The organism is Pseudomonas sp. TWR3-1-1 (genome assembly GCF_049896545.1).
Lineage (GTDB): Bacteria > Pseudomonadota > Gammaproteobacteria > Pseudomonadales > Pseudomonadaceae > Aquipseudomonas > Aquipseudomonas weihenstephanensis.
The window spans coordinates 97638-120698 of sequence record NZ_JAFCUO010000005.1 but is presented as its reverse complement, the minus strand read 5'-3'; the positions used below and the strand labels follow the sequence as shown (position 1 = coordinate 120698).

At 54.3% G+C, this 23061-nt stretch carries 22 protein-coding genes and 1 pseudogene; all 23 read left to right on the top strand.

All coding sequences use genetic code 11. The features are described from left to right. The first annotated feature begins 85 nt into the window (after positions 1 to 85). The 23 genes and pseudogenes from ACP7A4_RS13220 to ACP7A4_RS13110 all read left to right on the top strand — a co-directional run bounded on the left by ACP7A4_RS13220 (position 86) and on the right by ACP7A4_RS13110 (position 21770). Positions 86 to 331, top strand: coding sequence for a hypothetical protein (locus ACP7A4_RS13220; protein ID WP_426247288.1), 246 nt, complete (start codon positions 86 to 88; stop codon positions 329 to 331). An 82-nt stretch (positions 332 to 413) separates the two neighbouring features. Next, positions 414 to 647 (top strand): hypothetical protein, encoded by a 234-nt coding sequence (locus ACP7A4_RS13215; RefSeq protein ID WP_426247286.1) that lies wholly within the window; start codon positions 414 to 416, stop codon positions 645 to 647. Between the two features lie 6 nt (positions 648 to 653). Beyond that, on the top strand, positions 654 to 980 hold the full coding sequence (locus ACP7A4_RS13210) for a GPW/gp25 family protein (protein ID WP_426247284.1): 327 nt from the start codon (positions 654 to 656) through the stop codon (positions 978 to 980). Next, the gene (locus ACP7A4_RS13205) at positions 977 to 1864 is read left to right on the top strand and encodes a baseplate assembly protein (protein WP_426247282.1); all 888 of its coding nucleotides are present in this window, start codon (positions 977 to 979) and stop codon (positions 1862 to 1864) included. Before ACP7A4_RS13210 ends, ACP7A4_RS13205 begins: the two co-directional genes overlap by 4 nt. Beyond that, on the top strand, positions 1861 to 2463 hold the full coding sequence (locus ACP7A4_RS13200) for a phage tail protein I (RefSeq protein ID WP_426247280.1): 603 nt from the start codon (positions 1861 to 1863) through the stop codon (positions 2461 to 2463). The genes ACP7A4_RS13205 and ACP7A4_RS13200 overlap by 4 nt, the downstream gene beginning before the upstream one ends. After that, positions 2460 to 3317: pseudogene (locus ACP7A4_RS13195) on the top strand (phage tail protein); the annotation flags it as partial. The gene ACP7A4_RS13200 and the pseudogene ACP7A4_RS13195, both read left to right, overlap by 4 nt. Positions 3318 to 3488: 171 nt before the next feature. After that, on the top strand, positions 3489 to 4640 hold the full coding sequence (locus ACP7A4_RS13190) for a gp53-like domain-containing protein (protein WP_426247535.1): 1152 nt from the start codon (positions 3489 to 3491) through the stop codon (positions 4638 to 4640). Between the two features lie 2 nt (positions 4641 to 4642). Continuing rightward, on the top strand, positions 4643 to 5089 hold the full coding sequence (locus ACP7A4_RS13185) for a phage tail assembly chaperone (RefSeq protein WP_238938308.1): 447 nt from the start codon (positions 4643 to 4645) through the stop codon (positions 5087 to 5089). 90 nt (positions 5090 to 5179) lie between these two features. Beyond that, positions 5180 to 6352 carry a phage tail sheath subtilisin-like domain-containing protein gene (locus ACP7A4_RS13180; protein WP_426247278.1) on the top strand — a complete coding sequence of 391 codons (1173 nt, stop codon included), beginning with the start codon at positions 5180 to 5182 and terminating at the stop codon, positions 6350 to 6352. A 12-nt stretch (positions 6353 to 6364) separates the two neighbouring features. Continuing rightward, positions 6365 to 6868: a phage major tail tube protein gene (locus ACP7A4_RS13175; protein WP_426247276.1), complete on the top strand. Its 504-nt coding sequence runs from the start codon at positions 6365 to 6367 to the stop codon at positions 6866 to 6868. Between the two features lie 11 nt (positions 6869 to 6879). Beyond that, entirely contained in the window at positions 6880 to 7188 is a 309-nt protein-coding gene (locus tag ACP7A4_RS13170; protein ID WP_426247274.1) for a phage tail assembly protein, read from the top strand. A 148-nt stretch (positions 7189 to 7336) separates the two neighbouring features. Continuing rightward, a complete protein-coding gene (locus ACP7A4_RS13165; protein ID WP_426247272.1) occupies positions 7337 to 10375 on the top strand; it encodes a phage tail tape measure protein in 3039 nt (1012 codons plus the stop codon). Between the two features lie 11 nt (positions 10376 to 10386). Continuing rightward, on the top strand, positions 10387 to 11232 hold the full coding sequence (locus ACP7A4_RS13160; RefSeq protein ID WP_426247270.1) for a phage tail protein: 846 nt from the start codon (positions 10387 to 10389) through the stop codon (positions 11230 to 11232). Further along, positions 11207 to 11413: a tail protein X gene (locus tag ACP7A4_RS13155; protein ID WP_426247268.1), complete on the top strand. Its 207-nt coding sequence runs from the start codon at positions 11207 to 11209 to the stop codon at positions 11411 to 11413. Before ACP7A4_RS13160 ends, ACP7A4_RS13155 begins: the two co-directional genes overlap by 26 nt. A gap of 163 nt (positions 11414 to 11576) precedes the next feature. Further along, positions 11577 to 12932, top strand: a complete 1356-nt coding sequence (locus ACP7A4_RS13150) for a hypothetical protein (RefSeq protein ID WP_426247266.1) — start codon at positions 11577 to 11579, stop codon at positions 12930 to 12932. Then, complete coding sequence (locus tag ACP7A4_RS13145) at positions 12929 to 13315, top strand: hypothetical protein (protein WP_426247264.1); 387 nt, start codon at positions 12929 to 12931, stop codon at positions 13313 to 13315. Before ACP7A4_RS13150 ends, ACP7A4_RS13145 begins: the two co-directional genes overlap by 4 nt. A gap of 636 nt (positions 13316 to 13951) precedes the next feature. After that, on the top strand, positions 13952 to 14998 hold the full coding sequence (locus tag ACP7A4_RS13140) for a phage late control D family protein (protein WP_426247262.1): 1047 nt from the start codon (positions 13952 to 13954) through the stop codon (positions 14996 to 14998). Between the two features lie 46 nt (positions 14999 to 15044). Further along, on the top strand, positions 15045 to 15590 hold the full coding sequence (locus ACP7A4_RS13135; RefSeq protein WP_426247260.1) for a glycoside hydrolase family 19 protein: 546 nt from the start codon (positions 15045 to 15047) through the stop codon (positions 15588 to 15590). Next, positions 15587 to 16114 (top strand): lysis protein, encoded by a 528-nt coding sequence (locus tag ACP7A4_RS13130; protein WP_426247258.1) that lies wholly within the window; start codon positions 15587 to 15589, stop codon positions 16112 to 16114. The genes ACP7A4_RS13135 and ACP7A4_RS13130 overlap by 4 nt, the downstream gene beginning before the upstream one ends. Positions 16115 to 16264: 150 nt before the next feature. Then, positions 16265 to 17089: a DNA adenine methylase gene (locus ACP7A4_RS13125; RefSeq protein ID WP_426247256.1), complete on the top strand. Its 825-nt coding sequence runs from the start codon at positions 16265 to 16267 to the stop codon at positions 17087 to 17089. A gap of 190 nt (positions 17090 to 17279) precedes the next feature. Then, positions 17280 to 18566 carry a DNA cytosine methyltransferase gene (locus tag ACP7A4_RS13120; RefSeq protein WP_426247254.1) on the top strand — a complete coding sequence of 429 codons (1287 nt, stop codon included), beginning with the start codon at positions 17280 to 17282 and terminating at the stop codon, positions 18564 to 18566. Beyond that, on the top strand, positions 18547 to 20859 hold the full coding sequence (locus ACP7A4_RS13115) for an ATP-binding protein (RefSeq protein ID WP_426247252.1): 2313 nt from the start codon (positions 18547 to 18549) through the stop codon (positions 20857 to 20859). The genes ACP7A4_RS13120 and ACP7A4_RS13115 overlap by 20 nt, the downstream gene beginning before the upstream one ends. Continuing rightward, positions 20859 to 21770: a hypothetical protein gene (locus ACP7A4_RS13110; RefSeq protein ID WP_426247250.1), complete on the top strand. Its 912-nt coding sequence runs from the start codon at positions 20859 to 20861 to the stop codon at positions 21768 to 21770. The genes ACP7A4_RS13115 and ACP7A4_RS13110 overlap by 1 nt, the downstream gene beginning before the upstream one ends. Positions 21771 to 23061: the final 1291 nt, after the last annotated feature.

The window sequence follows — 23061 nt, the reverse complement described above, 5'->3', positions numbered from 1 at the left end:
TTCAAATGAGGCGGAAGGTTTGTGCGTAGAACAAGGATGTAGCTAATTTATTTGTTTTCATGAACAGTTAAAAAGGAGTTTTCCCATGGGTATACTTACACCTCTCGAGTTGGTTGCAGTTGAAGCTATGTTCACGTCCTCAGCCTTGGACGGAGATCCAGTGACTTTTGGTAATTTTGAATTTAAAATTAAAAAAAACTTGCCTCTAGTTGAGGTGAGCTTGGCTCCTTATACTATCTCTGTGTTAATAGAGCTCATTGATGGCTCTGATGAACCTGACGATGAAATATCTTACTCAAGCTTCCTCAAAGCTTATAAGTCACTGCCTTAAAGTTTAATATTTGAGCTATGTAGTGTTGTATGTTTACAGCTTAACCCGCCAAGTGCGGGTTTTTTAATGCCTGGAGCAAACCATGAGCAAAACACCTGACGAAAAAGTCACCGAACCCGCCGCCCTGGTCCTGCAAAAAACCACCCCTGTCGCTGACCCGGTTCGCACTTTCCGAGACAAGGTTTACACCTCTCGAACCCTGATCCTGCCCGGCGGCGCCACGCTCCCGGTCGCCCAAGGCCGTGCCACGGCGGTCGACGATCAGCAGTTCCAGTACCTCAACACCCACCCGGACTTTGAACGCCTCACGGAGTAACCCGCGATGATCGGAATGGATCGCCACACCGGCGCGGCCCTTTCCGGCGTCGAGCATCTTCGCCAGTCCATCGGCGACATTCTTACCACCCCGGTCGGCAGTCGGCGCATGCGCCCGGCCTATGGCTGCCAATTGCGCCGCTTTGTTGATATGCAGATCAACGCAGGCTGGAAAAGCGCGGTACAGGCCGAAGTCGCCCACGCCCTGAACCTGTGGGAGCCGCGTTTCAAGTTGCAGTCGGTGCGGGTATCGGCGGTGCTCGATGGCGTGATCAGTTTTGAACTCAAGGGCCTGTACCGGGGCGAGGGCGTAGCAATGGAGGTGAGCGCATGAGTACCGTAGACCTGTCGGCCTTGCCGACCCCGGAGGTGCTGGAGTCGCTGGACTTTGAGGGCGCTTATCAGGAAGAGCTGGCGGTGTTTCGCGCCCACATGGGCGACAACTGGAACGCGGCGTTGGAGAGCGATCCGGTGGTCAAGCTGCTGGAATTGGGCGCCTACAGCCGGGTTCAACACCGGGCGCGGGTTAACGATGCATCCAAGTCGCTGCTGTTGGCCTACGCCCAGCGCACTGACCTCGATCACCTCGCCGCCAATGTGCGGCTTAAACGCTTGGTGATTCAGGAAGCGGATCTGCAAAGCGTGCCGCCGGTGCCGCAGGTCTTGGAACTGGACGACGCGTTACGTGAGCGCATCCAGTTGGTGTACGAGGGCCTGACCACGGCCGGGCCGCGCAACAGCTACATCCTGCACGCGCGCAACGCCTCGGCGCTGGTGGCCGACGCGCAGGCCGAAAGCCCAAGCCCGGCGCATGTGGTGGTCACGGTGTTGCACCTGGAAGGCACGGGCGTCGCCGACCCGCCCTTGCTGGACAAGGTGCTGGAATATCTCAGCGATGAAGACATTCGCCCGGTCGGGGATCGGGTCACGGTGCAAAGCGCCGAGGTGCAGGAATACCGCATTGACGCGGTGCTGCACATGGCCGGTACCGGCTCGGAAAACGAAGCGATTCTGGCCGAAGCGACTCGGCGCCTCGCGGCCTGGATCAACCCGCGTCGGCGCCTCGGCGTGGAAATCTCGCGCTCGGCGATTGACGCGCAACTGCACATCACCGGCGTCAGCCGCGTGGACTTGCCCGGCTGGGTCGACATCCCCCGGGCCACGCACCAAGCCGCGTACTGTATCGGTTACAGCGTGATCCAAGGCGGTGCCGGGTGAGCCTGCTGCCGCTCAACAGCACACAGTTAGAGCGGGCCATCGAAGCGGCGATTGATCACAACCCGGCGATTCCGATTCGCACCCTGTACAACGCGAAAACCTGCCCGGCGCACTTGCTGCACCAGTTGGCGTGGGCATGGTCGGTCGACCGCTGGGACAACCGCTGGAGCGAGCAGGTCAAACGTGCGGCGATTGAATCGGCGTTTTTCATCCATGCCCACAAAGGCACCATCGGCGCGCTGCGCCGGGTGGTCGAGCCGCTGGGTTATTTGCTGGAAGTGATCGAGTGGTGGCAGACCGTACCGATGGGGGTGCCGGGCACATTCGGGCTGAAGGTCGGGGTGCTGGAAACCGGCATCACCGAGGAAATGTACCGCGAGCTGACAGCCCTGATCGATGACGCCAAACCCCTCAGCCGCACGCTGACCGAACTGGTGATCAGCCTTGAAAGCACCGGCCAGCTCAACGTCTTTGCCTGCCTGTACGAGGGCGAGGTGATCGACGTGTACCCACCGGCGCCGCGCGACATCGAGGTCACGGGGCATTACGGCCCGGCGGGCCGCGAACATCACATTGAAATCCTGGACGTGTACTCATGATTGATCAAAGCAGCCAGTTCATGGCGATCCTCACCGCCGTGGGCGAGGCCAAGCAGGCCAACGCCGACGCGATGAACATCCCGTGGACGTTTTCTCAGATGGGCGTGGGCGATGCGAACGGCACCGACCCGCAACCCAACCGGGCGCAAACCAAGCTGATCAACGAACGCCGCCGCGCGCCGCTGAATCAGGTCAAGGTCGACCCGAAAAACACCCACGTGATCATCGCCGAGCAGGTGATCCCGGAAAACGTCGGCGGCTGGTGGATTCGTGAAATCGGCCTGTACGACGCGGACGGCGATCTGGTGGCGGTGGCCAACTGTGCGCCGAGCTTCAAACCGGCGCTGGCCCAAGGTTCGGGCAAGACCCAAGTGGTGCGCATTAACTTCATCGTCAGCAGCGCCGCCAACGTCACGCTCAAGATTGACCCGAGTGTGGTGCTTGCGACCCGGCAGTACGTGGACGACCGCATCCTTGAAGTGTTGCCGCCGACGCGCAAGCCCGGCAGTTACACCAAGGTCGTGATCGACAAACGCGGCGTGGTGATCGAGGGCAGCAACCCCGACACACTGGCCGATAACGGGATCAAGGACGCTTACACCAAAGAGCAGGTTGATGCCGGGTTGAAACTTAAGGCGCCTCTCAGCAGCCCGGCGCTCACCGGTTTGCCCACTGCGCCTACGGCTGCGATGGGCAGCAACAACCAGCAACTGGCCACCACCGCGTTTGTGCAAGCCACCGTCTCGGCGGTTATCTCGGGCGCCCCCGGTGCGCTGGACACCCTGAAAGAGCTGGCCGACGCCTTGGGCGGCGACCCCAACTTTGCCAACACCATCATTAACGGCTTGGCAGGCAAGGCCAACAAAGGCACCACGCTGGAGGATTACAACATCACCAACGGGGTGCCGATTCGCAACCCGCTGGCCGGTGGCAGCCTGGATATTCACGGCGGCTCGTTCGCGTTTCTGTCAGCCAATCAAGAGGCGTCGGTCTGCCAGAATTGCTTTTTCAATGGCGCCAGTTGGATGCGTCATGACGTGTCGCGGCCTGCGGTGTGCATTGCGCTGGAGCGCGGTGCGCTGGTGGTGCGCAAGGCCGCTGCCGGGGCTAACCCGATTGTCTGGGGTGTCAGTGACGCGGTGATCGACGCCAGTAGCCTGACCTTTGCCGCGATCCGTAACAAACCTACCACCTTGGCCGGGTACAACATCCTTGATGCCTATACCAAGGCGCAAGTGACGACTGCCATTCAAGCCGCTATTTCAGGGGTGATCGACGGCGCACCGGGTGCGCTGGACACTATCCGCGAATTGGCGGCAGCCTTGGGCGGCGATCCGAACTTTGCCAACACCATCATCAATGGGTTGGCGGGCAAGGCCAACAAAGGCACCACGCTGGAGGACTACAACATCACCAACGGGGTGCCGATTCGTAACCCGTTGGGCGGCGGCAGCCTGGACCTGCACGGTGGGCAATTCGCGTTCGTGACCTCGGTGTCTGAATCCTCAATCGGGCAAAACTGTTACTGGAATGGCACCACCTGGTTGCGTCATGACGTGGCGGCCCCTGCGGTGTGTATCACGGTGGCGTCCGGGCGGGTGGTGATCCGCAAAGCCCCGGCCGGGGCCAACCCGATTGCGTGGGTGTCGTCACCTGAACTGGTGGACATCTCAATGCAGGCCTCGGTCGAAGAGGCTGAAGGCGGCAGCAACATCGCCCGCTGGATGAACCCCTTTTCGGTGGCGCGCTACGTGGCTAAAAAGGTGGTACAGGCCACGGAGTACGTGGCAGGCATCGCCGGGATCGCGTCGATTAATCAGGTCAACGCGGGCACCGATGACACGACGATGGTCACGCCCAAAAAGCTCAAGTGGGGCTTTTCGTTCAGCCCCACCCAAAACGGCTACTTCTGCTTTCCAAGTTGGCTGGGCGGGTTTTTGCTGCAATGGGGCTACGTCTACGAGTCGCAGGGTGCCACCGATTATCGGGGCTTCAACGTGCCGTTTCCTAGCGCCTGCTTCGGCATGGTCATGAGCATTGAAGCGGCAACCCAAGGCGGCCATGCCAGCGGCTTCGGCTATGTCACCCAAGTGATCGACCGCACGAAATTCATCTGGTCGGTCGGCGGCAGTCTGTCCGGCGGCGGCTATGGCTATTACTGGGCATGGGGGAGTTGAGCATGACGGATCGTTACTACCTGAATCTGGCCGAGGACGGCCGGGTGCTGATGCGCTATGACACGGTGATCAACGGGGAGGATGTGCCTGAGGGCGCCACGCCGGTGACACGTCGAATCTTTTCGCAAACACTGAGCGGTGGGAAAGGCACGGCTTACCTGACTGAGGCAGGCAAGGTTGAATTTCGTGTCATTGACCTCCTGAGTCCTGAAGACCGCGCAGCCAGTGATGAACGGGCATGGCGTGACGCCGAGGTCGAGTCGGTCAAATGGCTGCGTGAGCGGCACCGGGACGAAGTCGATCTGGGCTTGGACACCACGCTCACACTGGACCACTTCAAGGGGCTGCTGAGCTACCTGCAAGCGTTGCGTGACTGGCCGCAGTCGTCGGACTTCCCGACATTGAAATATCGACCTGTGCGGCCCGACTGGCTCGCCGAACAAACCTGATAACGCCCAACCTGAGGCGTTTTTGTATCCACCGTTTGACCCCCATAAGCCTCGCACTGCGGGGCTTTGTTGTTTCTGGAGAGTACCTGTATGAGCACAGCCAGCCGTTTCCACGGCGTTACGGTCACGCTGGTCGACACCGGCGCGCGCACCATTGCGCTGCCGTCGACCTCGATCATCGGCCTTTGCGACACCTTCACCCCGGGCCTCAAGGCCACCGCCAAACCCAATGACCTGGTGCTGCTGACCAGCGAGCGCGAAGCGGTGGCCGCGTTCGGTGAAGACTCAGCCATCACGCGCGCCGCCAAAGCCGTTTTCTTGAAAGCCAAAGCCGTGATCGTCGCGTGCGGCGTGGCCCAGCTGGAAGACGAAGCGCTGCAAACCTCGGCCATCATCGGCGGCGTGTTGGCCTCGGGTCAGCGTACCGGCCTGCAAGCATTGCTCGATGGCAAAAGCCGCTTCAACGCCCAGCCGCGTCTGTTGATCGCGCCCAAGCATTCCGCCACGCAAGCGGTGGCCACGGCCATGGATGCACTGGCGGGCAAGTTGCGCGCCATCGCCATCGTCGACGGCCCCAACACCACCGACGAGGCGGTGCTGGCCTACGCGCAGGAGTTCGGCAGCAAGCGCATTTACATGGTCGACCCGGGCGTTCAGCAGTGGGACACGATCACCAGCAAAACCATCGACGCCCCGGCCTCGGCGTTTACCGCTGGCCTGTTCGCCTGGACTGACACCGAGTACGGCTTCTGGGCCTCGCCGTCGAACAAGGAATTTGTCGGCATCACCGGCACCACGCGCCCGATTGAGTTCCTGGAAGGTGATGAAACCTGCCGCGCCAACCTACTCAACAACGCCAATATTGCCACCATCATTCGCGACGGCGGCTACCGCTTGTGGGGCAACCGTACGCTGTCATCTGATTCGAAATGGTCGTTTGTGACTCGGGTGCGCACCGTCGACATCGTGATGGACGCGATTCAGGCCGGACATAAATGGGCGGTCGATCTTCCAATCAACAAGACCTACGTCAAGAACGTTACAGATGGTCTGGATGCGTTCATGCGGGATCTGAAAAACCTTGGCGCGGTGCTGTATTTCGAGGTGTATGCGGACCCTGAGATGAACACGACCAGCCAGCTGGAGCAGGGCAAAATTTACTGGAACATCCGCTTCACGGACGTCCCGCCTGCTGAGAACCCGAACTTCCTCGTTCAAGTGACCAATCAGGGTCTGACTGAAGTCGTGGACACCGCCGCCTAAGGAGGCCGCTCAATGATTCCTCAAGTGCTTTTTGAAACCAACCTGTTTTTGGGCGGGATCAGTTTTTCGGGTGATGTGCCGTCCGTGACCCTGCCCAAACTGACCGTTAAAACCGACTCGTTCCGGGGCGGCGGCATGGGTGGCGAAATTGAGATGGACATGGGTTTGGAGAAACTGGAAGCCAGCTTCGTCACTACCGGCGTACGCCGCGAGTCCATGAAGTACTTCGGTCTGGCTGATCAGACCAGCTGCAATGCCGTGTTTCGCGGCGCCTTTAAAGGGCTGGGTGGCAAGGTAACGCCCGTGATCGCGACGATGCGCGGCATGCTCAAAGAGCTGGACATGGGCGACTGGAAACCCGGCGATAAGGCCGAAAACAAGTACGCGATGGCCCTCCAATATTACAAGTTGGAAGTGGATGGTCGTGTGATGTACGAAATCGACATGGTCAATTGCGTGCGCGTAATTGATGGCGTCGACCAAATGGCAGATGTACGCAGCGCTATTGGCCTTTAAGGAGTCACCGCATGACCACTGCAACTGATAAGAAAATCCCCACCTGGCTCAACCTGACCGACGAAGGCGTCACGATCACCCTGCGTTACCCGACTGAACTCAACCATGTCAAAACCGACAAGCTGGTGATGCGCGCCCCGACCATCCGCGACGTGCGCGCCGCCAATGCGGTCTCAGGCGGTGATGCTGAAAAGCGCGAACTGCAACTGTTCTCCAGCCTCACCGAGATCCCGACCGGTGATCTTGAAGGGCTTAAGGTGGTTGATTACACCCGGGTGCAGGAAGGCTATTTTCGTCTGGTCGACGAAGGTGAACTGTAACCCCCACACCCTGAAACAGATGGCCAAGCGCTTGGCGGCGGAAACGAGCTTTTCCGCTGCTGAGATCACGGCCATGCCGTTCTCAGAAATGGTCTGGTGGCTCACGGATTGAGCCACCTGCCGCGCAACCACAGGGTAGGGCGTACAAATGGCAAACAAACTCGCGCTCGGGTTGGTGATCGGCGGGGCGGTCAGTTCCACCGTGGGTTCAGCGTTCAAAGACGTTGAGGGCCGGATCAAGAAGCTCGAAGCGGCCGGGGCCAAAGCCCGGGTCATGCAACGTCAGATCGGCGACACCATCCGCTTGCGCAACGAGTGGAAAAAAGCGCACGACAGCGGCGCCGCCGGTGCGTCCACGCTGCTGACCAAACTCAATTCCAACCTCGACAGCTTGCGCAAGCAGGGGATCGAGGTCGGACGGCTCGACCGGGCGTATCAGGCGCTGGGCCGCACCGCGCGCCAAGCTGACCTCAAAGCCCAAGGGCACAAGCAAATCAACGAAGGCCGGGCCAGTGTCAAAAGCACGGTCGGCCGGGCGGCGGTAGGGGTGGCCGCACTGGCGGTACCGACCAAAGTCAGCGCCGATTACAACGCCATCATTCGTGACATCGCAATCAAGGCCGGTATTGCCAATGCCCCCGAAGAAAAGCAGATGTCGCGCACCATCATCGACACCTCACGCGACACCGGGTTGGCCCGCAACGAAGTGGCCAACGTGGTCAACGAACTGGTGGGCGCCGGTATGGACTTGGCCAAGGCGCTGGAATACGCGCCGGTCGCGGCCAAGTTTGTCGTGGGCCAAGGCTCGGGCAGTGCCGAAACGGCGAAGATGATCAACGCCCTCGGGCAGAACGCCAAGATCACCGACGCCAAGGAAATGCAGCAGGCACTGGAGGCCATCGCGTTTCAAGGGCAAGCGGGCAGTTTTGAAGCCAGTGACATGGCGCGCTGGTTCCCCGAGTTGTTGGCCAACATGGGCAAGCTGGGCATCACCGGCATGGACGCCGTGACGCAACTGGGCGCGATGCTCCAGGTGCAGATGAAAACAGCGGGCGGCGCCGACGAAGCGGCCAACAACATCAAGAACTGGATGGATAAAATCGGTTCGTCGCAGACCGTCGACGCGTACAACAAGGCCGGGATCGATTACGAAGGCTCGATGCGCACCGGCCTGCAACAGAACATGTCGACCCTAGAGTCGAGCATGGCGTTGGCCAAAAAATACATCGAGACCACCGACCCGAAACGCGCGGCCAAGATGGCCGAAGCGACGGCGAAAATCAGCAAGGAGTCCAACCCGGAAAAAGCCAAGGCCATGATGGCCTCGCTGGAGCAGGCGTTGCGCACTGGCGACCTGTTCGCCGACATGCAGGTCAAGGCCGCGCTCACTGCTTACATGCAAAACAAGGAACTGTACGGCCAACTGAAACGTGAATCGCGGGACGCCACCGGCATCCTCGACAAAAACCTCAGCGAGCGCCGCGAGTCTTCCTCGCAAAAATGGGCCGAAATGGCGCAGTCGATGGACGACGCCATGCGCTCGGTGGGCGATGCGATCCGCCCGATCACAGACGGCGTGGCCGAAGGGCTGACCACGGTGGCCAAGGGCATCACCTCACTCAGTGATCGCACCCCCGGGTTGGCAATGGGGCTGACGGTGCTGGCCGGTGGAGCGCTAACCCTGCAAGGGCTGCTGGGGTCGTTCAAGATCGGCAAGGGCTTGTTCAACCTCGCGCGCGGCGCAATGGGCGGCCGTGATGCCAAGGGCGTGCAAAAGGTCTTTGTGACCAACGCCGGTGACGGCGACGACAAGGACGATAGTAAAGGCTCCAAGGTGCTGGCCCTCGCTGAGATCGGGTTGAAAGCGTTCGGCGGTAAAAAGGACGGTGATGACGACAACGAGGAAGGCGGCGAGAGCAAAGGCTTTGACCCGATTGATACCGGTCTGAAACTGCTCGACGTGTTCCGTGAAGCAAAAAACGATGATGACGGCGGCGAAGACTCCGGGCCGCAAAAGGTGTTTGTGGTCAACGCCGCAGCAATGGGCGGCGGGGGCGGTGGAGGCGGCGGTGATCGAGGTCGGCGCCGTCGCGGCGGTGGCAATCGCAACGGACGTCGCCGGGGTGGTGGTGGTGGTGGTGGTGGTGGTGGACCTCGGCCGCCGCGTCCGCCCGTGCCGCCTGTTCCACCGGTTCCGCCCGTACCACCGGGTCGCCTTGGTCGGGTGATGGGCTTTGCCAGCAAGGTGGGCAAGGTCGGTAAATTGATCCCAGGCGGGTCGCTGCTTGAGGGCGGCATGCGCGCAATTGACACCTACCAGAACGCCGAAACCAAGGAGGAAAAGGCCGAAGGCTACGGCGCCGCAGCGGGCAACATGGCCGGTGCGCTGGCAGGGGCCGCTGCCGGTGCGGCCATCGGTTCCGTGGTGCCGATTTTGGGCACGGCGGTCGGTGGCTTGATCGGCGGCATTTTGGGCAGCATGGGCGGCGAGTCGGTCGGTGCTTTTGTGGGCAAATCGTGGTTCGGCTCGGACGATGAAAAACCGGCCGAACCTGAGAAGCCCGAGGCAAAACCTGCGGGCGAGCCACCGACGCCAGTGGTCAAGCCCGTGTCGTATGACCCGAACGATCCAGACTCGAAAGACCCGTTCCTGTTGCCGCACTTTGCCAATAAACCGCGCTTTCCCGGTGCTGACCTGGTGCCTCCGAGTGCGTTGCCGGCACAAACACAATTACCGGCGCCGGTGGTTAAACCGGTGTCCTATGACCCTGATGATCCTGACTCGGCTAATCCGTTTCTGTTGCCGCACTTTGCCAACAAACCGCGCTTCCCGGGCGCGGACTTGGTGCGGCCCCAGTCGCTGCCGCCTGAAGGCTCAACCGGTGCCAGCGCATCACGCGAGCTGCCCGGTGCAGTCAACATGGGCGACGTGGTGCGCTCGTTTGCCAGCACCGCGCCTGCGGGGCCGCTGGCCATGCCGCCGAAGGTGGAGCCGGTGCTCAAGGTCGAGCCGCCGAAGATCGATCAGAAGATTGATGTTAAGGCTGACTTGGTCATCAACGTGCAAGGCGACGTAAAAGACCCGGCCGCACTGGCCCGCGAGCTACAGCCGCACCTGCAACGTCAGATCGAGCAAATCAACCAGCAGATGTCGAGCCGTAACCTGTACGACCAACCGCATCTGTAAGGAGGGCACGCATGGCCTACATGGAACAATTGCAGTCAGGGTTGAAGTACCTGACGGCGGCCGGGGAAACCGGGCGCCGCAGCTTGGACGGCATGCTCGGGCCAGTGAACGGCGCCATTGGTGAAATCAGCGGCGCCGCATCTGAGCTGAGCGACTTGCCGTTTATTGGTCCTGCGGTAGGGGCCAAGGTGCAACGGCTGATGCGCGGCGTTAACGCGGCACAGGCCAAGGTCGGCGCGGTGGTGGCCACCTACAACAAAGCCACCCGCGCAGCCTCGCAGATCGAGGAGCGCCTCGGCGTGCTCAAAGAACAGGCGGGCAAGGCCGCGACCGCGATCAACAAAATCGCGGGCAAAGTCAGCCCGTCACTGGCCAACATCGTGCCCACCGGCGCGCTGGGCGCAGACGCGACCCCGGCCGCCGAAGCGGTGAAGCCATTCCCTCACCTGCTGATCATGCAACCGCTCAAGCCCGGATCGACACCGTTCTACTTCAACCTGGACACCGCCGCGTTCGACGAACTCAAGCGCTCCAGCGAATTCCGCTGGGCATCGCAAGAGCGCCTGAGCCGCCGCCCGGCACAACAAGCGGTGGGCATGGGCGAAGAACGCATCACCCTCACGGGTGCGATTTTTGGCGGGTTCAAAGGCGGTATTAAACAACTCGACACCCTGCGCAGCATCGGCGCCCAGCTCCAACCGCTGGGCCTGACTACCGGCTATGGCGACGTGCTGGGCAACTGGTGTTTGAAAAACATCGAAGAAGAACAAAGCGCCCTGCTGCAAGGCGGCATCCCGCGAAAGCAGGGCTTTACCTTGGAGTTTGTTCGCTATGGCGACGACCTGCAGAACAGCTAGCGGCGACGTGCTCGACACCCTCTGCCAGAACTATTACGGCCACCTCAACGGCACGGTCGAGGCCGTGCTCGATGCCAATCAAGGGCTGGCCGATGAGGTGCAACCGTTCAAGGCCGGGCTGATCATTCACCTGCCGGATTTGCCCGCGCCGAGTGATGAGGTGGTGATGTTGTGGGGTTGAAAACAGAGGTCCTGAGAGAAAAAAAAGAGATAGAGCCTAAGTTATTGTGGGAAAGGTCTTATTGACCCTTGGCCGAACTGGCCGATACAGTCCGCGCACTTCAATGGATTGACCTGGAACGGGCCGCTGCTTAATCGGCCCTGGTGATTAAGGAAAATACGACATGTACATGCGCCTGATTTATGCAGACGACCGAGAAGAACTTGGGGTTCGTCTCAGTGAGATCGAAGCCCCTTTCTTTGCCAAATTTGAAGTCGAAGACGCTTTATGTACGCCTTTCCCCACGCTAAGCCTGTTTGATATCGAAACGTACGGCCGACAATTAACCCATGAAGAAATCGTAGACGCCGTAGAAGCGGGCGACATTTTATTGGTTAAAGACGATCCCTTCAGTCCGCTGAGCCAAGACACATTCAACGAGTATTCCCACATCACAGGACGCGGTTGGACGGGCAGTTTCCATATGCCTGTTGAGCAGGAAAAACCGCCGTTGCCGGAAGCTGAACCTATTTTCAAACCGCAACCGCAAGAGCCTGGCTTCTATGTCGTTCCTAAGAGCACCACGGGCGAAAAGTTAAAAGCGGCTTTATTCTCGGTACAAAATCCCACCGTGATGAGCAAGTTCGAAGCGTTGAATCCAAACCTTGGCAACATCAACGCCGGTACGATGATCGTATTGAGCGACCCGAATAACCTGCAATGCACGCGTGAAGAAGCGATGCTGATGGAAGTTGCGGCCAAGGCTAATGCCGTTATTAAAGAGATGACGCCTGAAGAAGCTGAGTTCATGGTTCGACATCGTGAAGAAATTGAAACGTTCTTGGCGCGGGGTGCGACAGCGATAGGGGTTGGTGAGGCGATATTCTCCAAGCATCTGGATGACGTTCAGAGGTTAATGAAGGATATCGAAGCCTTGCATGTGAGGACGTTTCAGGCCACGGGCGGCCTTAAGTCCGCAGAGTTCTTCGCCGAACGTAAACGTCTGCTTGCTCAACTGAACACGAACCTTACCGCGTTAACACGCAAAAGCATTGGGCTTCCTGACCACCCGAACTTGAAAAGTGCGCTGGGTATTTCCAGTCGTAGCCTGGTTCATCGCTGGAAGGCAGCAGGGGGCGCTGACCAGATACCCGGGTATGCGACGCATATAGAGGGCGTGTCGAAGGCTGCGAAATATGTAAAAGCCGGAGGTTGGGTCGGCACCGCCATTGGCGGGGGGGCATCGTATATGAAGGTTCAGGACGTTTGCTCTGCGGGCGATACCGAGGCATGTCGAAAAGTTAAATTCACCGAGGCAGGAGGTTTTGTGGGTGGCGTTGCAGGGGGGGCAGCTGCTGGTGCAATGATGACAGGCGCTACTGTCGGGTGGGCTTGTTTTGCTATGGGCGTCCCCACTGGTGGTATCGGTACACTGGTCTGCGGGATTGTAGTTGTCAGTGCCGGGTCTCTTGCAGGAGGCGTTGTGTTGGGGGCTGCTGGAGAAGAGCTTGGCGAGGTTATCTATGAGCACAGCAAATGAGTGCGGCTGAGTTTGTATTCGGTTACCTCGGGGGCGCTGTACTTCTTGGTGTCTTAATTTGGATTGGTGTCGCTCTCTATTTGGCTTATACCAAGACGGATTTGATGTTAGCCCATTTGAAGAATTGCCCTGCGATCATGGTTAGAGCTCCACTGCGAAACGGTGGGCCCTGGGGCAAGCTACTACTGATTGGGGGCATATCCGGAATCATTACATTCCCAAATTTTTACCTTAAAAGAGGTGAGCTAAGTGCAGATGATTTATCTAAGTTTCCGGCATCGCTTAGGCGAAAACTGATACTCATGCAGTGGAGTATTATCGTGCTTTTTAGCTTTGCTTTTTTACTATGGGTTGTCGGCAAGGTTGTTGGTTGGCACAAGTAAAGTTAGTCATGCCCTATCAATAGCACTGCCTTATTTGTGCTGAGGTCGTTGTAGGTGGAGGGGGCGTAGCCCGAGAAATTGTGGGCGGAGGAGAGCCAGGGGCTGATAATTTATGAGATTGCTCAATGAATATGAGTTTCGGCGATAAGATTTTTTTGTCAGTGGGCTTAATTGACTTTGGAGGGATATTTCTTTGGATTGGAGTATGCCTACACCTTGGGTATACAAAGATGGACCACATGTTGGATCATCTGAGAAATAGCTCATTGCTTCATACATTGACCCCGCTTAAGCACAGTGGGCCTTGGGGCAAGCTTTTGCTCGTGGGTAGTATTTCTAGCGTACTCGCGTTTCCCGAATCCTACCTAAAACGCGGCAAGATTAGTCCTGACGATTTGCACAAGTTCCCTTTGGCGCTCAAGCGCAAGCTAGTGATCTTGCAGTGGGTTGGACTCACACTTCTGTTGACTATGGTGGGTCTTGCAGCAGTGACTAATTTTGGGATTGTATAAGATCGCTTATCAACAGCCTGCTCTTGAATTGTAAGTAGCTGATCAGCTTCCAATTCAAACCACTCATATCAACATCATTATTTAGCCCGCCTCATGCGGGCTTTTTAGTTTCTGGAGTTTGCTCATGACCCCATCTTTCCGCATCGTCGCAGACGGTGCCGACATCACCGCGCTGATAAACGACCGCCTTCTGTTGCTGCGCACCACTGATAAACCCGGGATGGAGTCCGACGACTTTGAACTTCGCATCGATGACCGTGATAGCGCCGTGTCATTGCCAAGCCGTGGGGCGAGTATCGAAGTATTCCTCGGCTACAGCGGCACCGCATTAACCCGCCTCGGGCGCTATACCGTGGACGAGGTCGAGTTGTCCGGCCCGCCCGATACGCTGGTGATCCGGGGTAAAGCCAGCGACATGCGCGGCAGTGGCAAGACCACCCGCAGCGGCAGTTGGGAAGGGGTGAGCTTGGCCAGCATCGTCAAGGACATAGCTGCACGTAACGGCTGGTCGCCGGTGTGCCCGGTGGACACGATAGTGCCGCGTGCTGACCAGCTCAGCGAATCCGACTTCAACTTCATCACCCGACTCTCCAAGCAGTTCGACTGCACCGCCAAAGTGGCAGACGGCAAGTTGCTGGTGATGCAGCGTCAAAGCGGTCAGAGTGCGACCGGCAAAGCCTTGGGCAATATCACCCTGACCCGCAGCGACGTTAGCCGCTGGCAGTTCCGCCTCGGTGATCGCAGCGTCCACAAGGCGGTCAGCACTAAGCATCAGGACAAGAAGACCGGCAAGCTGGCCATCGTCACCTTGGACAACGACGAAGCCCCGGACGGTCTACCGCCCGTTCACACAGACCGCCACATTTACCCCAACAAATCCGCCGCCGAACAGGCCGCCAAAGCGCGGCTGGCCGCGTTCAACCGCTCGACCGCCGGAGTGCGTCTGGAAATGCCCGGGCGAACTGATTTGTTTGCTGAGCGGACCATCAACGCTCAAGGCTTCAAGGTCGGGCTCGATGGTGAGTACCTGGTGGACTCGGTGGAGCAGGTTTTCACCCAAAGCGGCTGGAGCACCACCGTCGAATGCAATGGCGGCAAAAAAGGTAAAGCCAAGGCCAAAGGTAAGAAGCCCAAGGCCCCGCTAAAAGTCGTGCAGCTACAAGCTGATTAATCCCACACCAACTCGCCTTGTGCGGGTTTTTCATTAGGGCAAGCCTATGTCGATTACCCAGCAACAACTCCAGCAGATCCTCCCCAACGCCGGCCAAACAGCCGGCGTTTTTGTTCCTGTGCTAAACACCGCGATGGTCCGCTTCCAGATCGTCGGCACAAAACGCATCGCCGCTTTTATCGCCCAGATCGGTCACGAGTCTGGCCAGTTCCGCTACGTCCGCGAACTGGGCAATGACCAATACCTGAGCAAATACGACACCGGCTCACTGGCCAAGCGCTTGGGCAACACACCAGAGGCGGATGGTGACGGTCAAAAATATCGAGGCCGTGGCCTGATCCAGATCACCGGCCGGGCCAACTACATGATGTGCGGCGAAGCGCTGGCCCTTGACCTGATCAACCAACCCGAACTGCTGGAAAAACCCCAGCATGCCTGCATGTCAGCAGCGTGGTTTTGGGCGAGCAGGGGACTCAACACCTTGGCTGACGCGGATCAGTTCGACACCATCACCCGCCGCATCAACGGTGGCCAAAACGGCGCAGCAGATCGTCAGGCGCTGTACGCCCGCGCGCTTAAGGTGTTGGCGTGAAGCTTGATGCGGTGAAGTGGGGCGGAACATTACTGCTGATCTTCGGCCTTATGGCCGGCAGCGCTTGGACGGCATGGACGTGGCAGTACAACGCCTACGGTCAGCTGTTAGCTGCCAAAGAAACCGCCTATCAAACTGAGCGCACCAATCTGGCCAATGCCAACTCCGCGCAAATTCTGGCTGAGCAGGGCAAGCGCTTCGCCCTAGAGCAGTGGCTGGCAGCCAGCGATCAAGCCCATTACCGAGTCCTTGCCGATGAGAAAACTAAACAGGAACGCCTGCGTGATCGCCTTGCTACTGCTGACCTGCGGCTGTCAGTCCTACTCGACACCCCCTCCACAAATGATCGTGACGGAATGCAAGCCACCACCGGCCCCGGCGGCGTGGTTCATGGCACCCCGAGAGCCCAACTTGACCGAGCGCATGCTCAACGAATTATCGGAATCACCGGCGACGGCGACCAAGGACTGATCGCGCTGCAAGCCTGTCAGGCCTACGCCAAAGAAGTCTCACGCACGAAATAAAAGGAGCGGCCGAAGCTGGATGCGTCAACATCCAGCCCGGCCACCAAACCCGCAGAACTGTCCTGCAAGCCCAGTCAAGGCTCCTGCTCCGTGCACAAAGCGGAGCGAGCCTAACACCTGTCTATCCATACAGCAAAGGTCTTGCAAACAATGTCATCACCCATCATTCCGTGGATGGGCGGCAAACGCCGCCTGGCCGACCGTCTTATCCCCCTGTTCCCACCCCACGAATGCTATGTCGAAGTCTTTGCCGGCGGCGGTGCGCTCTACTTCCTGCGGCCACAGCCTGCTCCAGTTGAAGTGCTTAACGATATCAACGGTGACCTAGTGACCCTGTACCGCGTGGTGCAGAACCATCTGGAAGAATTCGTGCGTCAATTCAAATGGGCTCTCAGCTCACGGCAGATATTCGAGTGGCAAAAAATGACCCGCCCGGAAACCCTGACCGACATCCAGCGCGCGGCCCGATTCTTCTACCTGCAGCACCATGCTTTTGGTGGCAAGGTCTCAGGTCAGAGCTTCGGTACCGCAACAACAGCCCCGGCAATCAACCTACTGCGCATTGAAGAAAACCTTTCTGCAGCCTGGCAGCGTTTGTCCGGCACCTATATTGAAAACCTGCCCTGGCTTGAGTGCGCAGAGCGATATGACCGAGCGCACACCTTCCACTACATGGACCCGCCTTACTGGCAGACGGCTGGTTACGGTGTCGACTTCCCGTTCGACAACTACGAACGCATGGCGGACTTTATGCGGCGCTGCAAAGGCAAGGTGATGGTCAGCATCAACGATCACCCAGACATCCGACGAGTGTTTGAGGGGTTTCATTTTGAGACGACCGAGATTCGGTACACGACCACGAACCAGCGGCAAGGGAAGGCTGAGGTGACGGGGGAGCTGATTGTGATGAATTGGGGTCGCGAAGATATAAGAGGTTTGTTTTCATTTAACTGTGCTGGTGAAAGAGACCTGTAAGCAATGAAGGACACTATTTTGTTTGTGGGTTCTAAATGTAAACTTATTGCTTTGAAAGCTGAGTGAGAGTGAAGCTAAACAGCCATTTATATTGGATTTGTGATTGTGCAGAGGTTTTCGAGGGATTAGTCATATCTAGACATGTGTCGCTGGTTTAATTATTATCGCGTGATTTTTAGGGGGGGCAGTCATGCGATTCATGGATGTTTTTGCCGGGTGTGGCGGTCTCTCTCTTGGCTTGCTGAAGGCCGGATGCGAGGGTGTGGTCGCAATAGAAAAAAATCCGATGGCCTTCGAAACCCTCAAGCACAACCTCATAGATGGTGCTCGCTACCAATTTCAGTGGCCATCTTGGCTTCCAAAGCAAGCCATAAGTTGTGAAGATTTTCTAGAAGGCTTCGGAGAGAAAATTAGGCTACTGCGTGGGACCATAGACCTTATGGTTGGCGGGCCCCCTTGCCAGGGTTTTTCTACAGCTGGTCGGCGTGATCCAGCTGACCCAAGAAATAAAATGGCAGAGCAGTATCTCGAATTAGTTAAAATTGTTTTGCCAAAATTTATCGTTATTGAGAACGTCAGCGGGTTCAATAGTAAGTTTAGTGAGGCAAAGTGTTCTGGCTGTGATGAAGATCATCATTTTAAAAAATCATACGCTGATTTCATCAGTGGGGAGCTTTCTAAGATAGGGTATTCAGTTTCTCGAGGAAAAGTTAATTGTGCTGATTTCGGGGTGCCGCAAAATAGAAGAAGATACATAATAATTTGTTCTCTGAGTGGTACGGAAGGGTTGTTGGAAACTCTTGTCGATAAACGTCAAGAGTTTCTACAGCTAAAAGGGCTGCCTGTCGCTCGCCCTGTATCAGTATATGAAGCAATTGCTGATTTGCAAACGAGAGGTCGGGAGTTAGTCGAAAATTCCGATTCGAATGTTAAGGGCTTTTTTGAGGCTGTATATAAAGTTCCTCAAATTTCGTCTCCTTACTTGGCTATTATGAGAGAAGGTTTCTATGGTGCTCCTAATAGTCGACGTTTGCCTAGGCATAAGTTGGATACGATAGCACAGTTTGGGCGGATACAGAGTGAGTCTCAACCTGGACGGTCTCTTTCAAAAGAAGCGCGGGATAAGCTGGGCTTAAAAAAGCATGCAATCACAGTGTTAACTAAGAATGCCCCATCGCCTACAATTACTACCTTGCCAGATGATATTATTCATTATGATGAGTTGAGAATTTTAACAGCTAGAGAGACTGCAAGAATTCAATCCTTTCCTGATTGGTTTGAGTTTACGGGCAAGTACACGACGGGTGGAAAAAGCAGGCGATTTGAATGTCCTCGATATACCCAGATAGGTAATGCAGTTCCTCCATTGCTAGCAGAGGCTATTGGGCATTTGCTGCTGGAGCAGGCTGTGTGCTTAGACGATGGTGAACTTAATAAAACCTATAAAGGCCCGGCTAATGCAACCCCTGAATTTTAGAGTTAGTTCGCACCTGAAATCTATTATTGGTCGCGACTTAATTACAGATGATTTCGTTGCAGTATTCGAATTGGTGAAGAATTCTTTCGATGCGGGTGCATGTGAAGTTACTCTTCACTTCACGGATACTTCAATCTTTATCATAGATAATGGTAAAGGTATGTCGTATCAAGATTTAGTCGATAAATGGCTATTTGTAGCATACTCAGCAAAGCAGGATGGTTCTGAGGATGTTCTGCAGTTGGATTATAGGGAGTCAATCCAATCCAAAAGGTATGCAGGGAGTAAAGGAGTAGGGCGATTCTCTTGTGACAGATTGGGTGAAGTGCTGTCGTTGCAGACTAAAGTGAAATCTAGCCCTGATGTCAATCGTCTAGATGTTATCTGGTCTGCATTTGAATATTCCTCCAAAGATGATTTTATTGATATTGATATCAGTCATAGCATGTCCCAAAGTTTTTCTCTTTGCGATAGTGTTAGTTTTTATTATGACAGTGGCACTGTATTGGAGATTAGTGGATTACGAGAGGCATGGGGGCGCACTAAGTTAAAAGATTTAAAGTCATCTCTCGCTAAGTTGATAAATCCTTTTGGGGCTCAGAAAAAAGATTTTTCAGTTTTTATTAAAGCAGAGTCTGAGCTCGATGAGGATAACCGATTAAGTAGTTTGAAGGATGAGCCTAGTCCAAATGAGATAGTTAATGGCCCTGTTGATAATTTTATTTTTCAAACTTTGCAAGAGAAAACCACTTGGTTAAGGACTTGGATTGTTGACGGGGTTATAAGGACCGAGCTGATTGATCGAGGGAAAATTATCTACAGGATTTCTGAAGATAATGAGTTCAAGGAATTGGATAGTTCAGGTTTTGAATGTAATATTTTTTACTTGAATAGGTCGGCTAAAGCTACATTTGCTCGCCGCATGGGAATTAACTCTGTCTCGTTTGGTTCCGTTTTTTTATTTAAAAATGGCTTTAGAGTTTATCCAGTAGGTGAAGAGCTTGACGATAGTTTTGGTATTGATAGAAGAAAGCAGCAAGGTCACTCAAGGTATTTAGGTACTCGAGAAATTCTTGGAAAAATTGATGTCTATGGAGATGATTCAAGCTTTAAAGAGTCCTCAAGCCGAGATAAGGGGCTGATAGAAACACCTGCGTATACACAGTTGAAGGAAGCGTTTTGGAAAAAATGCTTATTGCGACTTGAGAACTACGTTGTGGGCGTAAGCTGGAGGGTCAAGTATGATGCTGACTTGTTGGACTCTAGTCATTTAACTCGCGATGAACTAAGATCAAAAATAATTGATGTTATTAATAAACTTTCTAACTCGCCCGGTGTACGAGTCGAGTATTTTGCAGAAGATTTCTTAACACTTATCGATAATAAAGCAAAAGATTTCGACAGAACTATAGAAAGTCTTTCCAATATCGCGCAAAAGACCGGCAATGATGAGCTTGTTGAAGAAATAAAAAGTGCTAAGTTTCGTTATCAGGAGATGCTCAAGGCCGAGTCCGAAGCTGTCCAGTATGCGGAGCGTGAGAGGGCTGAGCGACATAAGGCAGAGGCATTAGCTTTTAAAGTTGAGAAAGACCTGAAAAGGGAACAGGAAAGAAATCTTTTTTTGACTTCGCTCCAAAGCCACGATAAAGATGTACTCGAAAGTTTGCATCATCAAGTCATTATTTATGCGAGTAATGCAATAAATCTAATTGAAGCTAGTTTATTCTCTATGCACAGCAGAAGACAGGTGCCTCAGCAAGATATAGAAGAAACACTTGAGAATTTACTTCTGCTGAATCAACAGGTTATTGCTGCATCCAGATTTGCAACAAAGGCAAATTTCAAGCTTGACTCTAATTCTATCACAGAAGACTTGGCGTTGTACCTCGATCAGTATGTAGAGAAAATATGTAAGGTTTATAAAAGTAAAATCTCAATTGAGGTTGTTCGATCTTCTAAAGAATTTGTTATACAGTTCAAGCCTATTGAGATATCGATTATCATTGATAATTTAATAGATAATGCTATTAAGGCAACTGCTTCTAGTATGAGGATAGAGATTTCAAAATCTCATTCAAATGTTCTGCTTGTAAGTCTTACGGATAATGGGGTAGGTGTTCCTAATGAAATATCCAACTCTGAGTCAATATTCGAAAAAGGCATCACCACGACCAGTGGCTCTGGTTTGGGTTTGTATAATGTGCGACAGCTATTACAAAATATTAATGGCACCATAGAGCTAGCGGAATCTAGTTTCGATGGTACAACTTTTGAAATTAAGGTGTACAGTTAATGGACGCTACCTATTGCATTCTTTGGTTGGATGATCAGAAGGATGAGCTTAATGGTGTGGTCAGAAATTTAGAGAGTCGCCTGTACAGTGTTGGGTTAAATGTAAATATAACTTGGCATGATGCATTTGACGAAGCGTCCATTAAAACACTGACTGATGGGCTGAGAAAACATTCTCCTTATGATCTTATAATGGTGGATTATGATCTCGGTGTTGGAAAGATAGGGCATAGACTTACGAAAATCATACGAAGTCAAACTTATGGGGATATGGTTTTTTATAGCTCAGCTCCAGATGAGGAGTTGAGGAAGAAGCTGTATCAGGAAAAAGTTGACGGTGTCTATTGTATGCAGCGCGCATCATTAGCTCAAGAGGTTTTTTCTCTGGCGCAGAACGCAATAAGGAGAGTTGTGCATCCTAATTATATGCGTGGATTGGTGGTTGGCTCAGTTGGTGAGTTAGAAGGGCTTTTTGGAGATACTATTAATTCTATTATTAATAAGAAAGGGTCTCCAACAGTAGACGAAGTAAGGGGGATGGCGAAAGAATCCTTACAAGATTACATTGATGAGCTGCAAAATGTTAATTTGCCGCGTTTCGATAATATGTCGACAGAGCGGATAATTTCAAAATTAAACCTGCGTGTAAAAGTCGATCTTCTTCTTAAGCTTTTGGATGAGGATGGTGGGCAGTTAAGTTTAAATTGTCATCAGATCATTTCAAAATTTTCAGATGAAATAAATCAACACAGAATAGAGTTTGCTCACGCAAGAACCACTAATATTGAAGGCGTACCGGTTTTTCAGGATAGAAATAAAAAAGTTTGGGGGCCGGTGGAGATGAGAAACTTATTGCTTAAACTCCGTGAGCATTACGATGCAGCTAAAAATATAAGTAAATATTTCCAGTAGGATTTTTTGTGGGGGGGTAACCCTCCATATTTTAACTTAGCCATTTAGAGAGGTCTGAAGTACCCACCGATTCTTGATGCCCTATCTGCTTTAGGCCCAAAAATGGTTTGTTCGGTCGAAATCCAGACCTTTTCTGCTCTTAACTCATGACTTTCCCCGTAATCGCGCCGTTTCAGAGCGATTGACCCGCATTACAGGCGCCCCTCTCCTGCACTCAGCAATCGTTTTAGCGCCATCCACTGATTCGACAACGCGAAAGCGCACTTCCGTATAACCAAACTGACTCTTGATCACGCGAAAGTGTAGCGCTTGTCTAGCGCCAGAAATCGATATTAGCGTTGCCGTCCAGATATCTAAAATCTGTCGCACGGTCATGCATACGATCAGTATGGATCGCACCTTGCTTGAGAGGCTAAATCATCCTCATCTGCTCCGAAACAGTCGGAGCCGATCGTCCGTTTTGCCGATTATGCTGAAAAAGTCAACCATGTTTTTGATGGCATCAAAGTACGCGCTTGAGATTGAAATCTTCATTTTGAGCAGAGGGTTCGGCTTCAGATTTAGCGTAGCAGCGCGCGAAAATGGTGTTTTCAGCAGTCAGTAGTTGGGCAGTCGGGAAGAACTGAATTTTTCAACAGAATCGGCTGAAAGCAGTCAGCTCAGCGTTATTGGTCTTAGAGCGGCTGTAGTCAAAAGTTGGAGCTGAGGTGGTATTGACGCTGCGCAAAACCCATCCTGCAGACCACGGTTTACCGTTTGCCTACGCCCGAATCGCTGCATATTTTGCCATCCTCAATAATTGTATTTTTCTTTTAATTACAATTGCTTGCGAGATTTTACGATCAAACATGGGGTACTAGGGAGCTAACTTGCGACATTCCATCAGAGCAGCCAAGATTGTACTGTCACTGATTGGACGGACTGGGAAGGTGCTTTCGCATTGGGCAGGTTCGTTTTGAACAGCTTGCTTAAAATTTGCTACAGCAACAGTATGCTTCGATCTATCTATCTGATTTATAAAGACTTATTAATTAAAGCGATCCCATCCATCATAGGTGCCACGCTAAAGCGTCTGGACACCGTAGAGCCTGTGTTTACGTGGGGTGTAGCTGAATTCTGTACCATTTTGCTCTACGTGTTTTAAGCGTGTTTTAGGGGGTTTTAGGGCGTTTTTCAGGGCTCGCGGGTACGATGTACCACTTTAAAACCGACGCGTACCACTTTCCCATGGCAACTCGTGATGGCAAGAAAAAGGGCGAGTAGGGCTGTTACCCGTTCCGCGCAGATCCGC

What these genes read in the sequence shown, in the direction of transcription:
- ACP7A4_RS13190 (WP_426247535.1), top strand. Translation starts at nt 3,489, where the DNA reads ATGCGTCATGACGTGTCGCGGCCTGCGGTGTGCATTGCGCTGGAGCGC.
- ACP7A4_RS13155 (WP_426247268.1), top strand. Translation starts at nt 11,207, where the DNA reads ATGGCGACGACCTGCAGAACAGCTAGCGGCGACGTGCTCGACACCCTC.
- ACP7A4_RS13180 (WP_426247278.1), top strand. Translation starts at nt 5,180, where the DNA reads ATGAGCACAGCCAGCCGTTTCCACGGCGTTACGGTCACGCTGGTCGAC.
- ACP7A4_RS13160 (WP_426247270.1), top strand. Translation starts at nt 10,387, where the DNA reads ATGGCCTACATGGAACAATTGCAGTCAGGGTTGAAGTACCTGACGGCG.
- ACP7A4_RS13115 (WP_426247252.1), top strand. Translation starts at nt 18,547, where the DNA reads ATGCAACCCCTGAATTTTAGAGTTAGTTCGCACCTGAAATCTATTATT.
- ACP7A4_RS13120 (WP_426247254.1), top strand. Translation starts at nt 17,280, where the DNA reads ATGCGATTCATGGATGTTTTTGCCGGGTGTGGCGGTCTCTCTCTTGGC.
- ACP7A4_RS13170 (WP_426247274.1), top strand. Translation starts at nt 6,880, where the DNA reads ATGACCACTGCAACTGATAAGAAAATCCCCACCTGGCTCAACCTGACC.
- ACP7A4_RS13140 (WP_426247262.1), top strand. Translation starts at nt 13,952, where the DNA reads ATGACCCCATCTTTCCGCATCGTCGCAGACGGTGCCGACATCACCGCG.
- ACP7A4_RS13175 (WP_426247276.1), top strand. Translation starts at nt 6,365, where the DNA reads ATGATTCCTCAAGTGCTTTTTGAAACCAACCTGTTTTTGGGCGGGATC.
- ACP7A4_RS13215 (WP_426247286.1), top strand. Translation starts at nt 414, where the DNA reads ATGAGCAAAACACCTGACGAAAAAGTCACCGAACCCGCCGCCCTGGTC.
- ACP7A4_RS13135 (WP_426247260.1), top strand. Translation starts at nt 15,045, where the DNA reads ATGTCGATTACCCAGCAACAACTCCAGCAGATCCTCCCCAACGCCGGC.
- ACP7A4_RS13150 (WP_426247266.1), top strand. Translation starts at nt 11,577, where the DNA reads ATGTACATGCGCCTGATTTATGCAGACGACCGAGAAGAACTTGGGGTT.
- ACP7A4_RS13145 (WP_426247264.1), top strand. Translation starts at nt 12,929, where the DNA reads ATGAGTGCGGCTGAGTTTGTATTCGGTTACCTCGGGGGCGCTGTACTT.
- ACP7A4_RS13185 (WP_238938308.1), top strand. Translation starts at nt 4,643, where the DNA reads ATGACGGATCGTTACTACCTGAATCTGGCCGAGGACGGCCGGGTGCTG.
- ACP7A4_RS13210 (WP_426247284.1), top strand. Translation starts at nt 654, where the DNA reads ATGATCGGAATGGATCGCCACACCGGCGCGGCCCTTTCCGGCGTCGAG.
- ACP7A4_RS13125 (WP_426247256.1), top strand. Translation starts at nt 16,265, where the DNA reads ATGTCATCACCCATCATTCCGTGGATGGGCGGCAAACGCCGCCTGGCC.
- ACP7A4_RS13165 (WP_426247272.1), top strand. Translation starts at nt 7,337, where the DNA reads ATGGCAAACAAACTCGCGCTCGGGTTGGTGATCGGCGGGGCGGTCAGT.
- ACP7A4_RS13205 (WP_426247282.1), top strand. Translation starts at nt 977, where the DNA reads ATGAGTACCGTAGACCTGTCGGCCTTGCCGACCCCGGAGGTGCTGGAG.
- ACP7A4_RS13110 (WP_426247250.1), top strand. Translation starts at nt 20,859, where the DNA reads ATGGACGCTACCTATTGCATTCTTTGGTTGGATGATCAGAAGGATGAG.
- ACP7A4_RS13220 (WP_426247288.1), top strand. Translation starts at nt 86, where the DNA reads ATGGGTATACTTACACCTCTCGAGTTGGTTGCAGTTGAAGCTATGTTC.